Origin of the sequence: Desulfosarcina sp. (assembly GCF_046496365.1) — a bacterium.
Taxonomy (GTDB): Bacteria; Desulfobacterota; Desulfobacteria; order Desulfobacterales; family Desulfosarcinaceae; genus Desulfosarcina.
In genome coordinates this window covers 22,674-35,557 of record NZ_JAWOHB010000108.1, presented here as the reverse complement: position 1 = coordinate 35,557, position 12,884 = coordinate 22,674, and the positions used below count along the sequence as shown (strand labels likewise).

Below are 12,884 nucleotides of genomic sequence, written 5' to 3'. Positions count from 1 at the left end.
TTTGCCTCTCTTCACAACCGAAAGGCGGTCAATGACCCTGGATATGAAGGATTTCAAAAAGACGGTCGTCCCCTGGCCGAAGTTGATTTCCGGCACGCTGATCCGGCGGTACAAGCGTTTTCTGGTGGATGTCCGCCTGGAGAACGGGGAGACCGTAACCGCCCACTGCCCCAATTCAGGCAGCATGAAAACCTGTTGCCGGCCCGGCAGACCGGTCTATCTCTCCGTCCATGACAACCCCAAACGAAAGCTCAAGTATACCTGGGAATTGATCGAGATGCCCGGTTCGCTGGTGGGCGTCAATACCCAGCTGCCCAACCGGCTCACCGCCCAGGCCATTGCAGCGGGCGATGTAGCCGAATTGAGCGGGTATGAGACGGTCAGACGGGAAGTGAAGGCCGGCGTAAGCTCACGCATCGACATCCTGTTGGAGGCTCCCGACCGCCGTCCCTGCTACGTGGAAGTCAAAAATTGCACCCAGGTGACCGACGGGCTGGCCACCTTTCCCGATGCCGTAACCATTCGGGGCCAGAAACATTTGATCGAACTGCAGGCGCAGGTGGCCGCCGGTTTCCGATGCGCCATGTTCTTCCTGGTTCAGCGTATGGACGCGCGATCGTTTGCACCTGCAGACCACATCGATGCGCAATACGGAAAAACACTGCGCCAGGCCGCTATAAACGGGGTAGAGATCCTGGTATATGATGTCCGCATCGATCTTGCGGGCATCCGGCTTAACGAACGGATACCCTATGATCCTAATTTTTTGGCGTAATCGGCGGCGTTGAGGCCGGCCACACAGCCCTCACCGACGGCCTTGGCCACCTGCCAGGGCGGTCCGCAGATATCGCCGGCGGCAAAGATGCCCGGCACACTGGTGCGCTGACCCTTATCGGTCTTGATAAAACGCATCTCCTCATCCAGGTTCACGCCCAGGGATGTGGCCAGTTCCATGAGTCCTTTGGCACCCAGTTCGATAAACACCCCGCTGGCGGACAAGGTGCTGCCGTCGTCCAATACCAGTTCCCTGACCTGATCATCACCGGCGATTTCCCTGATTCTGGCACCCTGATGGACCACTACCCGGCTGTTTTCCAGTTTGCCAAGCAGTGCATCGGAGATTTTCAGGTCGCTGCAGATCAGATGGACGGTACCGGCAATTTCCGCCAAGGTCAGGGCACCATCCGCGGCGGCACTTTCATCACCTACCACGGCCACTTGCTCGCCCCGATAAAAATTGCCGTCACAGTCCACGCAATAGCTGACTCCTTTGCCCACCAGTTCCTTTTCACCTTTGACCCGCAGCGTGTTGCGAGCAGTGCCGGTGGCCAGAATCAGGGCTTTGCATTGCAGCTCAGACCCGGCCTCGGTCTCGAGTGCGAAGCGGTCGCCATGGGGTTCAATCTTAAGAATATCCGCATCGAGGAACCGGCTGCCGAAATTTTCCGCCTGCCGGCGCCCCGTTTCCAGCATCGTCTGTCCGGTGGCATTGAACAGACAGCACATGTTCTCCACGTGGGCCCGAAACAGGCTGCTTTTGTGCTCCTTGCCCAGCACCACCACCGACACTTTTTTACGGGATGAATGGATGGCCGCCTGAAGCCCCGCAGGTCCGGCCCCCACGATCACCACATCAAATTCCGTTTGGGTTGTCATCGGATCTCCTCCTTTGTTTCGTTCGACGCCCTGTCTGGTTTGGCTGGCAGCGGTTGCCCCGCCAAATCCGTCACCCCGCATCTGATTCTCAATAAACCGAAAAAGCATGAAAAACCAGTTGGGCGGGCACCGGTGTTGGAAAAAAATAGAATTGAAATCTTTGACTTTTTCGACTAATATGGTTCATCGCTGGTGGATGCTGGAAATCAATTTAATTTTCCGGCATGTTTGGTCCCCTCACCCGTGAACATGCTTGTAACACGAGGACGCAGCAATGACTACCGATTCACCCCGCCGCCCTGAGCGAGGCCGCACAGTACTTTTGGTAGACGATGAAAAAATGGTGCTGGAGGTTGGCCAAGCCATTCTCCAGCGACTGGGGCATGCGGTCATTACCGCGACCAGCGGTGAATCGGCATTGGAAAAATTCGACCAGGATCGTGAATCAATCGGTTGCGTGGTACTGGACCTGACCATGCCGGGCATCGACGGCAAAGCAGCTTTTGAGCTGCTGCGGTCGCTTGACCCCAAACTGCCGATAATCATTGCCAGCGGTCTCTCCGCCGACCAGGTCACCAGGCAATTTGGGGACAGACAGCCCACGTCTGTTATCCAGAAGCCCTACCAGGTTGCCGACCTCTCAGCCAAAATTCAAGCCATCCTGACTGGCCGCGCTTAAAAACAGGATCCGCAGTCTCGAAGCCATTCGATCCCTACCTTGGGGATGCAGCGGATAAACCTGCTCAGATCGGTCTACAGATCGAACTTGGCCTTAATTTTAAAAACATGGGTCGCGGGCAGGTTGAGGATTCGCTCGACGCCGGTTTTCTGGGTGATCCGCGCCAGGTTCTCTTTGATTACATCCATGGACGGCGCGATAAAGGTAAACCAGACGTTAAATGAATGATCCCGAAGGTAGTTGTGGGTTACACCGGGAAAGGTGTTCACCGTGCGGGCAAACAGGTCCACCTTTTCTTCGGGTACCTGGGCCGTGCAAAGGGTGCTGACGAAGCCCACCTTGCCCGGTACAAAATTTCCCCCGATCCGCCGGATGATGCCGCTTGCCTTGAGCCGGGATACCCGCGTCAGGACTTCATCCTCGGTGGTGCCCACCTCCCGGGCAATGGATTGGAAGGGCCGGGGAGTCAGGGGAAACCGGGTCTGGATACGATTCAGGATCGCTTTGTCCAGTTCGTCCATCGATGGGTTCACGTCAACACCGCCCCTTTCATGCGTGTGCATCCAGTCTAAACCTTCCCGTAACTATGCAGCCCCGGCAGCAGGTTGACGCCGAAATAGGTGAACAGAACCGCCGCGAATCCAAAGATGGACAGGAAAGCAATCTGCTTTCCCTGCCACCCGCGCATGAGGCGGGCGTGCAGCAAACTGGCATAGATAAACCAGGTGATCAGGGACCAGGTCTCCTTGGGGTCCCATGACCAGTAGCTGCCCCAAGCCGAGTTGGCCCATACCGCGCCAGTGATAATCCCACCGGTGAGGAAAAGGAACCCGAACAGCACCATCCGGTGGGTCAATTCATCCAGGAAGTCCAATCGGGGGATATGCCCAATTATTCCATCGCTCTTTTCAGGGTTGCGCGACTTGACCAGGTACATGAGGCTCATCCCGAAGGCAATGGCAAAGGCTGCATAGCCGAAAAAACAGGTGGCCACATGGGCAATGAGCCAGTTGCTTTTCAATGCCGGCACCAGCGGCTGGATACGGTCGCTGATATTGGGGGACATGGACGCATAGGCCATGGCCAGAAACGCGATGGGTGCCACAAATGCACCGATCAGGGCATTCTTGTACTTAAATTCCACAAACAGGTAGAGCACGCCCGCTGTCCAGGCGAAGAAAACCAGCGACTCATAGAGGTTGGACAATGGGGCATGACCGATACCCATCTGGTAGGATTCCACCCAGCGCAGCAGGATTCCAGCCGTGGTGATCGCCACCGCCGCACCCATGGTCCAACGGGCCGGCAGAGTCAGTTGAGGTTTTCTGAAAATCAGTGCCGCCAGGTAAAAAAACGCTGCCAGGGCAAAAACAAAGGTCGATATGGACAACAAGTGAGAGCTGGTCATGGGGGATATCAAGCTCCTATTTTTCAGTCATACGGCCATTTGCGGCCATTTGGGTTAACACTGGGTCATGGCCGAAAAAATTTTATCGATTGTGTTCTTCATGGACAGTTTGTTTCGATTGGCAATGCCGGCAAATGTCACCCGACTATTTTTGCGCAAATGCTCAACCACAATGCAGACCTGTTGATGGGACAGGTAAAAGGTCACGAAGCAGCCGGCGAGCATCAGGATAAACCCGCTGTAGACCAGCCAAACACCGGGATCGCGAGTCACCTGGAGGCCGGTATAATAGCGGATTTCACCGCCCTTCTGGGGTGAAAAATTCTCCGTCGGCTGATTGGCAACGGCGATGACCACATCACCGCCACGCATTTTATCGAAATTGGCAAATTTCAATGGCAGCAGGATTTCCACCGCCTCCCCTTCAGGAGGAGTCAAAATTCCTTTGAGGGCCGCACCCACATCCATCCCGCGAAAGGTGGTCTCGGTTTCGTAGGCCACGACCACAAACTTTCCCAACCCTTCAGGAATCTCAACGGGATCACCCACCCTCGCCGTCAGGGTGTAGTTCATGCCGGAGGCGCGGCTGGTGAAATTGAGGGTATAGGCGTCAGCCGGGCCGGGTGCGGGCGTCTCCGACCGGGGCATTTTTTCGGGCGGAAGTTTGCCGTAACTGGACTGGAAAATATTGATGCCCCGGTAGCGCAGTGGGTCATTGACGATGATATCCTTCTGTTTCACCGCCTTGCCTCCCTCTAAAATAGTCAGGGAAGATCGGTACTCCTTGGGTGCCCCGGTTTCATAAAGGGCCAGATTAAAGTCGTCGCAACGGATCTGAAAATCAAGGCGTTGAATCTGTCCGGTATTGCGGATGCGAATGGCATCGACGGCTTCACCTTCGGCAATATTGACATAACCTTCAAAACCGAAAAATGAGCCTACCAGGCCTCCAATAAGCAAAAAAATCACGCTCAGGTGAACGATATACACCCCCAGCCGTGACCATCGCCCCTTTTCAGCATAGATAACGACCCCCTCGTCCGACCGGGTGACCTTTAAATAACCGAATCGCCGGGCGAGCAAGGGCTCATAAGCCTTGACCAGTTCCTCGGCACTGCGTTTGTCGGTCAAGGTCCGGGCATCTGATCGCCCGGCGAAGCGCTCGGGTCTGACCGCGGGGGTCCTGGTGAAAATCAGCTTCCAGCTGCCGCTGAGCCGGTCGATGGAACAGATCACGATATTGATGGTCAAAAGCAGAAGCAGTCCCTGGAACCACCAGGCGTGGTACATGTCGAAAATCTCGAGGGCGCTGAGCAGCTGGTATCGGAAGGCACCGTAGGCATGCAGATAGGCATCCGGACTTTCATTTTGGGGAATGACGGTGCCGATGATGGATGTGAGTGCCAGAGAAAGCAGCAGTACAACGGTCAGTTTTACCGAGCAAAAGAATTTCCACACCGGATTCGCGTTCTTCAAAAAAGTTCCTCCTGATCGACAGCGACGGTTCCCATGAGAGACCGCCGGCATCAATGCCGATGGCGGTATCAACACACGATCGAAACAACCGATGCCGGATAGGCTTGCACCCATTGTTCAGGACCAGCGTCAAAATTAATTCCCGAAACCGCCAATGTAAAGCGGCTCAATTCGAGAAAAGCCACTTTGCCAGAAAATGTGAACTTAAAAAAGCACAAATTTGACGGAGTCGTAAAAAGTCGAAATCTCAGATTTATTGTCATCCTCGCGGAGGCGGGGATCCATAAGTTTCAAATAGTTACAGATAGCGCTAAAGGTTCGCTGCGTGCCCCGCCTTCGCGGGGATGACACACCGGGGGCTTTTTACGAGGCCATCAAATTTCGGCATTTGGAAAAAGGCCTGGATAATTCCCTGCGCCGGCCGATGGGCATCTGGGGGAAGGGGTATCTCATCGGGCCAACCCGTGCATTGACCTGAATCAAATATTCGGGATATGGGCCGACGGCATTCAAACCGACGATGGCTTTTCTTTTGACTTGAGTCAAGGCAATCTGTATGAATTTGAACGCGTTGGGTGTGAAGCCGTGGCATCCGGGAGCCATGACCGGCCCGCACAGCCAAAAGGAGAATGATCGATGCTGAAATGGACCCAGGAAGCCGAAACAGCCTTGAAAAAGGTGCCCTTTTTCGTTCGCAAAAAAGTACGCGCCCGCGTGGAGAAGGAAGCTGCCGGGGCCGGTAAATCCAGCGTGAGCCTGTCCGATGTCAAAGCCACCCAAGCGCGCTACCTCAAGAAAATGAGCAGTGAAGTCAAAGGCTACCAGCTGGAAGCCTGCTTCGGCAGCAGCGGATGTCCCCACCGGACCTTGGCCAGCGAGGCCCTGGTCGAAAAAATCGACCGCGTCATGGCCGATGCCGACCTGCTGGGCTTCCTGAAATCGCGGGTTCAGGGCGATCTCAAATTTCATCACGAGTTTCGCATCAGCATCGCCGACTGCCCCAACGCCTGCTCCCAGCCTCAGATAAAGGACGTGGGTATCCTCGGCGCATCGCCACCCGTGTTCACGGATATGCCCTGCACGGCCTGCGGCGCCTGCACCGATGCCTGCAAAGAAGATGCAATTGTATGTTCTGCATCCGGAGAGGCCGCGTCCATTGACGTCAATCGCTGTGTCAATTGTGGCAGCTGCGTGGCCGCGTGTCCCACCGGCACCCTCGAAACCGGTAAAAAAGGGTACCGGGTGCTTATCGGGGGCAAGCTGGGCCGCCATCCGCGACTGGCCCGGGAGCTGCCGGGCATTCATGCTGAGGAGACGGTGATTCGCATGGTCAAAGACTTTTTGACATTCTACAAGGCTCACAGCACCAACGGTCAACGCTTTGCCCAGCTGCTCACCGAAGCTGACCTCGATGCTTTTTCAAAAAAGTATTCGGATTGAAAACTGTTCACCCAACCCAACAGCATGCAGATGCCCGCTGGGGATCCGCCGAGGAAGCCATCCACTCGCCTCGATTACGTGGCGATCCATTCCATTTGGGTTGAACATTTCAAACGTTGGTGCTATCTTACGTGGACTTATCAATGGTGGCCCGATTGTGGGCGGGCGCCGATTCGATTTCCAGCATCCCTTATTCTCCGACTGAATCTTGAGCAAAAATGAACGCCTTGACCATCGACAACATATTGTCCAACCCGAAAAATCTTGAACGGATACTGGATAATATGAAAGATGGCATCATTGCCCACGACCTGAGCAGGCGTATTTTTTACTTCAACCGAAAGGCGGAGGAGATAACCGGATATCGCCGGGAAGCCGTCATCGGCAAAGATTGCCACGAAGCGCTCGGCGGCCCCTTTTGTGGCAGCCGGTGTTCCTTTTGCGACGGGCAGCCCATATTTCTCGACACGGCCGAATACCCGGTCAACATCATTACCCGTGGCGGGGAACCGCGCCGGCTGGAAATGACGGCCACGATGATGCGCGATGAGAATGACACAGAGGTCGGTGTGCTGGCCACCTTCAGGGACGTCACCGACCTGTTCGAACTAAGGGTCAAAGCCAGAGCAATGACCGGATTTTCCAACATCATCGGCTGCGACAACAAGATGGTCGAGGTATTCCGTCAGATCAAGGATGTCTCCGTCTATGATTATCCGGTCCATATTTCCGGTGAAACCGGCACCGGCAAGGAATTGGTGGCCAACGCCATTCACAACGAAAGCCTGCGCGCCGGCAGCCCGTTTGTCCCCATCAACTGCGGCGCGCTGCCCGAAGGCCTCATCGAAAGTGAACTGTTCGGCCATGTGAAAGGGGCATTTTCCGGGGCTATCCGGGACAAGAAGGGCCGCTTCGAGTTGGCCAGCAAGGGCACCATCTTTCTGGATGAAATCGCCGAACTTCCCAAGCTGCTCCAGGTGAAACTGCTGCGGTTTCTCCAGGAAGGAACCTTTGAAAAAGTGGGCGGAGAAAAAACCGCATCAGTGGATGTACGCGTTATCAGCGCCACCAATAAAGATCTGAAAAGAGAGGTCCTGAAAGGAAGCTTCCGCGAGGATCTGTTCTACCGGCTCAATGTCATTCCCATCCACATACCCCCAATCCGCGAACGCAAATCCGACATTCCGCTGCTGGTGGACCACTTCCTTTCCAAAGCACCGGTGGTTCAGGGGCAGCGGCCGGTGCGCATCGCCCAGGAAGCCTTGAATATGCTCATGGACTACAGCTGGCCGGGCAACGTGCGTGAACTTCAAAACGCCGTTCAATTTGCCATCGTTCGCTGCAAGGGAAAAGTGATCCGACCCGAAGACCTGCCCCTCGAACTGAAAAAAGTCGTCTTCGAAAAGCCCAAGCGGGGCCCACTGCGCAAACTGGAGGCCGAGATGGTCAAAACGGCGCTGACCAAGACCGGCGGCAACAAGGCCCGGGCCGCCAAGGTGCTTGGCGTGGGCCGTGCCACGTTGTACCGGTTTCTGGGGGATCATCCCCAGGTGCTCGCTGACGGGTAGCGCCTTGCGCGCGAAGCCCGGCTCTTAAAAAGAACCGATGAATCTATAAAAGAAGGGGCGCGATATCGAGCCCCTTCTTTTTGTTTCAAATGGAGTCGACAGTTAAGCAGCTTCGATCTCCCGCCGGTCGGACATATCCATGAGCACGCGCTCTCTGGCTTTGTCGATACCCAGGGCTTTGCGCTTCTTGTCGATGTGGGCGATCATCATCTTGGCCATCTCGTAAGGGTCGGCGCTAAACCCCCACTTGCCCAAGCCCTGTTGTTCCAGGCCTTCGAACAACAGCTTGTGGAATTTGGTCTCCTTGACAATCGGGAAGGTAACACCGAATACGGTAAAAACACCGGAAGCGACAAAGTACTGCCCAATCGATATGGCTTTTTCACTCATCCATTCCGGGGCAGCACCGACCGCCGGCAAATCGGCGATGCTCGTTCCAAGTCCACCCACCCTAACCATTTCAGAAGCCGCAATAAGGATTCGGCTGTTGTCCACACAGGATCCCATGCCCAGCACCGGTGGCATCCCCACGGTTTCGCAAACCTCCCGCAATCCAGGTCCGGCCAGGTAGGACGCCTCGGGCGTACACAAGCCTTCTTTTGCCAAGGAAATTTGGGAACACCCGGTCTGAAGCACAAGGACATCATTTTTGATGAGCTCCTTAACCAGCTCCACATGGGCCCAATCCTGCTTAATTCTCGGGTTGGTGCAACCTACGACACCGGCCACACCACGAATGCGGCCGTTGATGATATTTTCGTTCAACGGGGTATAGGAACCCCTAAAGGACCCACCCAGCATGTAATTGATGTATTCATGGGAGAACCCGTGAATTCCCGTGTTGCGAATATTGGGAATTTCAATTGCCATTGACCGGTTTTTAAACCGGTTGATCGCTTTGATAACCACCTCATCGGTACATTTCTGAGGATCATGATCGTTAAATTCAATATGGGTGGCTCCCTCAATATGGGCCCGGGTGTTGGTGGTAATTAGCGGCGTACCGTAACAGTCGGCCACGCTCACCAACCCTTGCTTAATGCACTGGATGTCCACACACATGACATCAACCGCCCCTGTCACCAAGATCGCTTCTGTGGACATGAAGTTGCCGGCATGGGGTACGCCGTGCCGTGACATCATCTCGGCACCTGAACAACACATTCCCACGAGATTTATCCCTTGGGCACCAGCCTCTTTGGCAGCCTGGACAAGGGTGGGCTCATTGACCGAGACCAGCATGGATTCAAACATGTTAGGCTCATGACCGTGAATGATAACATTGACATGGTCCTCTTTAAGAACGCCCATGTTGACATCCACCGCCACCGGGGTGGGGGTTCCAAAAAGGATGTCTGAAATCTCGGTTGCCACCATGGAGCCGCCCCAACCATCCGCCAGCGCGGTACGGCTGCTCTGTTTGGTAATATTTTCGTAGTGCTGATCCACACCTATGTGCGTGCGATGCATCAACTCCATGATTTCACGCATGGCGCCGCGGGGAACGATGTCGAGTTTTCGCCAGGTTTCCAGGGTCTTTTCAGGCACCCGTTTAGCAAAGGGGATTTCTCCCTCCACCTGGGTATAGGTCCGCTCCAATTCCTTGTATAGATCGGTGGCGATCTCCTTTACACTCCGGTTTTCAGTCGCAATGCCAATGGATTGGGCGACGGCTTCTAGTTTGCCGACATCCTTAATGCGGTATTCCGTGATATGACCATTGACGACCTCACGAAAAAGATCAACCATGGCCATCCCATGATCGGTGTGAGCTGCAGCCCCGGTTGCCACCATGCGGGCAAAATTACGGGCCTGGATCGTATCAATGGTGGCCCCACATACCCCAACCTTGCCATAAGGGTCCTTTGAACTAAGTCGGCAGGGGCCCATTGCGCAGTGTTTGCAGCAAGCTGATTCCGCCCCTATGGGACAGGCTTTCATATTGGCGGCTCTATCAAATGCCGTTTCAACACCATCGCGGCGGGCTTTTTCAAGCATCTGCTGAGTAGCATCGCAGATCGTAACGTCCTTGATTTCAAATTCTTTTTCCGTTTTTACCGTTTTCTTCTCGACCATGTTCCCTCCTTCGTGGAAAGGTTATCCGGGGGTTGTTGAATTGCAATTACGAACGGTTTTTTAAATCATCCATAATCGGAAACGCCAATAAGGATGTGAAATGTAGGTATACGATCATCCCTATCCTTACCAGGAATGATTACTGTTCCAATTAAATAAAATTGCACCCGTTGTCAAGCACTGTTTCATTTTTCCATGCATGCCTTGTCACTTAGATGGGGAACAGTGGCAGAATTCATGCTGAACCGATTGTCGTTGAGCTGCCACCGACCGGAGGATCCCACTGTGACCCAATTGCATTGATTTTCCTTGACCGGTCCCCGGCAGACCTTTAATGTAGGGGCTCTCACCCACTCATTCGATGGATAGGGACTGGGACGCAAGCCTCAGGCACCTACGGAAAGGATACGGTCATGTCAAAAAAACCGGTAAAGGTCTTCTCTCTAAGTACTTGCAGTCATTGCAAATCGACCAAGCGTTTGCTGGACGAATGCACCATCAAATATGAATTTGTGGATGTGGATCTTTTGGACGGGGATGAACGCAAGGCGATTCTTGCCGATGTGAAAAAATTCAACCCCCGTTGCTCATTTCCCACCGTCATTATCGGTGAACAGGTAATCATTGGTTACAAGGAAGACAAAATCAAGGAGGCGCTGGGGCTTTGATGGATGCCAAGGAGCTTTACGAAAAACTTAAAAAAGTGCAGGAGCCCAAAGGGTATTATTTCAGCAACGACCATGCGCAGGTCATGGAACTGATCGAAGCGCTGCTCGTCAACAAGACGCGCTACGGCTACATGGTCTGCCCCTGCCGGCTGGCCTCCGGCGACCGGGCCAATGACCGGGACATCATCTGCCCGTGCGTCTACCGGGAGCCCGATGTGGCCGAATTTGGCTCTTGCTACTGCAACCTCTACGTGTCCAAAGCATGGAACGAAGGGAAAATCGAAAAACAATACGTGCCCGAACGCCGGCCACCCGAAAAGATGTTTTCTTAAAGGAATTTCTGACCGGTCGAGGCCTATTCGTCTGCACACCGCATCAACCTGGCTGTTAATTGAGCCAACAGCGCCTTTTTGACGAAGCCCATCGTTCCCCGAACGATTTTCTCATCATCCAAAAGGGCATCGGGGCCATTGAACCGCGATAGCGAGTGCATTCCCCGCGGCTTGCCGTGGGGAGGGTTCCGTATTTTCATCCTCTCCTTGAAGTAATCGGAGGTGTATGAATCGTCTATCAGGAGAGTGAATGATGACCGGGAACCCCACCCGTGACTATCTTTTCTATCGCAACCTCATCAAAGGCCAGCGCCTTCCTCTCGCTTTGATCGACCTTGACTGTTTTGACGCCAACGTGGCCTATGTGGCCGGCACCCAGAAACACAGCGGCAAAACCATCCGGGTGGCCTCGAAATCCATCCGCTGCCTGGATCTGATTCGACGGGTATTTGAAAAAGGGGGCAGTGCCTTCAAGGGAATTCTGGCCTTCACCGTCGAAGAAGGCGCCTTTCTGGCCGACCACGGTTTCGACGACATTATCGTGGCCTACCCCACCGTCCAGCCGTCTGACATGGAGCTGATGGCGGAAGTCACCCGCAAAGGGATCCGGATGGTTCTGGTGGTCGACTCCCTGGAACACCTGCGCCGCCTCGCGGAGGCCGGTCAGCGATCGGGAGTGGTTCTGAAGGCCTGTCTGGAAATCGACATGTCCTTCCGCCCTGTCGGTCGAGCCATTCACCTTGGCGTCCGACGAAGCCCGTTGCGCCAGGCCGACCAGGCCGTAGCCCTGGCCCGCCGGGCGGCCGGTCTCGAAGGCGTCAAGGTCACGGCCGTCATGGGGTACGAGGCGCAGATTGCCTCGGTAAACGACAGTGTCCCCGGCCAGGGGCTTAAAAACGCCCTTCTGCGCAAAATAAAGCAACGCTCCATGGCGGAATTGATGGCGCGGCGGAAAGGCATCATTCGTGCCCTAAAGACATCCGGTTGTGCCATTGACATCGTCAACGGCGGCGGCAGCGGCAGCCTCAAGGCAACGGCCAAGGACGGCTCCGTGACGGAAGTCACCGCCGGCTCTGCGTTTTTCGCGCCCGGCCTGTTCCGGCATTTTCACGAGGTTACCTTCCAGCCGGCGGCCTTTTTCGCCCTTCAGGTGGTCCGTACGCCGGCACCGGGAATGGTCACTTGCCTGGGCGGAGGCTACGTGGCCTCCGGTGAGATCGGCCGCAATAAACTGCCTTGGCCGGTGATGCCCCCAGGGCTGAGATACATCGGCATCGAAGGCGCCGGCGAGGTGCAGACCCCGCTGAAACTGGCCACCGGAACCCCGCCGCCCGACATCGGCGACCCTGTCTTTTTTCAGCACGCCAAAGCCGGCGAGCTGTGCGAGCGCTTCAACCATCTAATCCTGATCAAAGACGACAGGATTATTGACAGGGTGCCGACATACCGGGGTCAGGGCTATGCCTTTCTCTAATCGGGCAGACTTATCCAATCCGCAATAGGGGTCAAATTACGGAGGATACCACAGGAAAGAAGGTCTGTTTGCGCGATTCCTTCAACAATTCATCGAGCTGCAGGAAG

The 12,884-nt window shown here is 55.0% G+C and carries 12 protein-coding genes; 7 read left to right on the top strand and 5 right to left on the bottom strand.

Annotation, left to right across the window (positions count from 1 at the left end; translation table 11 throughout):
- The first annotated feature begins 31 nt into the window (after nucleotides 1-31).
- Nucleotides 32-775: a DNA/RNA nuclease SfsA gene (sfsA, locus tag R6V78_RS09310; RefSeq protein ID WP_410289078.1), complete on the top strand. Its 744-nt coding sequence runs from the start codon at nucleotides 32-34 to the stop codon at nucleotides 773-775.
- On the opposite strand, the gene R6V78_RS09305 is transcribed toward sfsA, so the two are convergent.
- On the bottom strand, nucleotides 751-1,656 hold the full coding sequence (locus tag R6V78_RS09305; RefSeq protein ID WP_410289077.1) for an NAD(P)/FAD-dependent oxidoreductase: 906 nt from the start codon (nucleotides 1,654-1,656) through the stop codon (nucleotides 751-753). The two genes, sfsA and R6V78_RS09305, sit on opposite strands and share 25 nt — an antisense overlap.
- 274 nt (nucleotides 1,657-1,930) lie before the next feature.
- On the opposite strand from R6V78_RS09305, the gene R6V78_RS09300 reads away from it, so the two are divergent.
- Nucleotides 1,931-2,335, top strand: a complete 405-nt coding sequence (locus R6V78_RS09300; protein WP_410289076.1) for a response regulator — start codon at nucleotides 1,931-1,933, stop codon at nucleotides 2,333-2,335.
- Between the two features lie 74 nt (nucleotides 2,336-2,409).
- Here R6V78_RS09300 and R6V78_RS09295 read toward each other — a convergent pair whose 3' ends face one another.
- The 3 genes from R6V78_RS09295 to R6V78_RS09285 are packed head-to-tail and all read right to left on the bottom strand — an operon-like array spanning nucleotide 2,410 to nucleotide 5,219.
- The gene (locus tag R6V78_RS09295; protein ID WP_410289075.1) at nucleotides 2,410-2,898 is read right to left on the bottom strand and encodes an AsnC family transcriptional regulator; all 489 of its coding nucleotides are present in this window, start codon (nucleotides 2,896-2,898) and stop codon (nucleotides 2,410-2,412) included.
- A 5-nt stretch (nucleotides 2,899-2,903) separates the two neighbouring features.
- A complete protein-coding gene (gene ccsB / locus R6V78_RS09290) occupies nucleotides 2,904-3,743 on the bottom strand; it encodes a c-type cytochrome biogenesis protein CcsB (protein WP_410289074.1) in 840 nt (279 codons plus the stop codon).
- A 54-nt stretch (nucleotides 3,744-3,797) separates the two neighbouring features.
- Complete coding sequence (locus tag R6V78_RS09285) at nucleotides 3,798-5,219, bottom strand: cytochrome c biogenesis protein ResB (protein WP_410289073.1); 1,422 nt, start codon at nucleotides 5,217-5,219, stop codon at nucleotides 3,798-3,800.
- Between the two features lie 636 nt (nucleotides 5,220-5,855).
- Between R6V78_RS09285 and R6V78_RS09280 the strand changes: the two genes are divergently transcribed.
- Complete coding sequence (locus tag R6V78_RS09280; protein WP_410289072.1) at nucleotides 5,856-6,659, top strand: 4Fe-4S binding protein; 804 nt, start codon at nucleotides 5,856-5,858, stop codon at nucleotides 6,657-6,659.
- A 218-nt stretch (nucleotides 6,660-6,877) separates the two neighbouring features.
- Entirely contained in the window at nucleotides 6,878-8,227 is a 1,350-nt protein-coding gene (locus R6V78_RS09275; protein WP_410289071.1) for a sigma-54 interaction domain-containing protein, read from the top strand.
- Between the two features lie 102 nt (nucleotides 8,228-8,329).
- On the opposite strand, the gene cooS is transcribed toward R6V78_RS09275, so the two are convergent.
- Complete coding sequence (gene cooS / locus R6V78_RS09270) at nucleotides 8,330-10,303, bottom strand: anaerobic carbon-monoxide dehydrogenase catalytic subunit (protein WP_410289070.1); 1,974 nt, start codon at nucleotides 10,301-10,303, stop codon at nucleotides 8,330-8,332.
- A 413-nt stretch (nucleotides 10,304-10,716) separates the two neighbouring features.
- Between cooS and R6V78_RS09265 the strand changes: the two genes are divergently transcribed.
- From R6V78_RS09265 to R6V78_RS09255, 3 genes are all read left to right on the top strand, one after another.
- Nucleotides 10,717-10,971, top strand: a complete 255-nt coding sequence (locus R6V78_RS09265) for a glutaredoxin family protein (RefSeq protein WP_410289069.1) — start codon at nucleotides 10,717-10,719, stop codon at nucleotides 10,969-10,971.
- Entirely contained in the window at nucleotides 10,971-11,303 is a 333-nt protein-coding gene (locus tag R6V78_RS09260; protein ID WP_410289068.1) for a ferredoxin-thioredoxin reductase catalytic domain-containing protein, read from the top strand. Before R6V78_RS09265 ends, R6V78_RS09260 begins: the two co-directional genes overlap by 1 nt.
- Nucleotides 11,304-11,553: 250 nt before the next feature.
- A complete protein-coding gene (locus tag R6V78_RS09255) occupies nucleotides 11,554-12,777 on the top strand; it encodes an alanine racemase (protein WP_410289067.1) in 1,224 nt (407 codons plus the stop codon).
- Nucleotides 12,778-12,884: the final 107 nt, after the last annotated feature.

What these genes read in the sequence shown, in the direction of transcription:
- ccsB (WP_410289074.1), bottom strand. Translation starts at nt 3,743, where the DNA reads ATGACCAGCTCTCACTTGTTGTCCATATCGACCTTTGTTTTTGCCCTG.
- R6V78_RS09305 (WP_410289077.1), bottom strand. Translation starts at nt 1,656, where the DNA reads ATGACAACCCAAACGGAATTTGATGTGGTGATCGTGGGGGCCGGACCT.
- R6V78_RS09295 (WP_410289075.1), bottom strand. Translation starts at nt 2,898, where the DNA reads ATGCACACGCATGAAAGGGGCGGTGTTGACGTGAACCCATCGATGGAC.
- R6V78_RS09280 (WP_410289072.1), top strand. Translation starts at nt 5,856, where the DNA reads ATGCTGAAATGGACCCAGGAAGCCGAAACAGCCTTGAAAAAGGTGCCC.
- R6V78_RS09300 (WP_410289076.1), top strand. Translation starts at nt 1,931, where the DNA reads ATGACTACCGATTCACCCCGCCGCCCTGAGCGAGGCCGCACAGTACTT.
- R6V78_RS09275 (WP_410289071.1), top strand. Translation starts at nt 6,878, where the DNA reads ATGAACGCCTTGACCATCGACAACATATTGTCCAACCCGAAAAATCTT.
- sfsA (WP_410289078.1), top strand. Translation starts at nt 32, where the DNA reads ATGACCCTGGATATGAAGGATTTCAAAAAGACGGTCGTCCCCTGGCCG.
- R6V78_RS09265 (WP_410289069.1), top strand. Translation starts at nt 10,717, where the DNA reads ATGTCAAAAAAACCGGTAAAGGTCTTCTCTCTAAGTACTTGCAGTCAT.
- cooS (WP_410289070.1), bottom strand. Translation starts at nt 10,303, where the DNA reads ATGGTCGAGAAGAAAACGGTAAAAACGGAAAAAGAATTTGAAATCAAG.
- R6V78_RS09260 (WP_410289068.1), top strand. Translation starts at nt 10,971, where the DNA reads ATGGATGCCAAGGAGCTTTACGAAAAACTTAAAAAAGTGCAGGAGCCC.
- R6V78_RS09255 (WP_410289067.1), top strand. Translation starts at nt 11,554, where the DNA reads ATGATGACCGGGAACCCCACCCGTGACTATCTTTTCTATCGCAACCTC.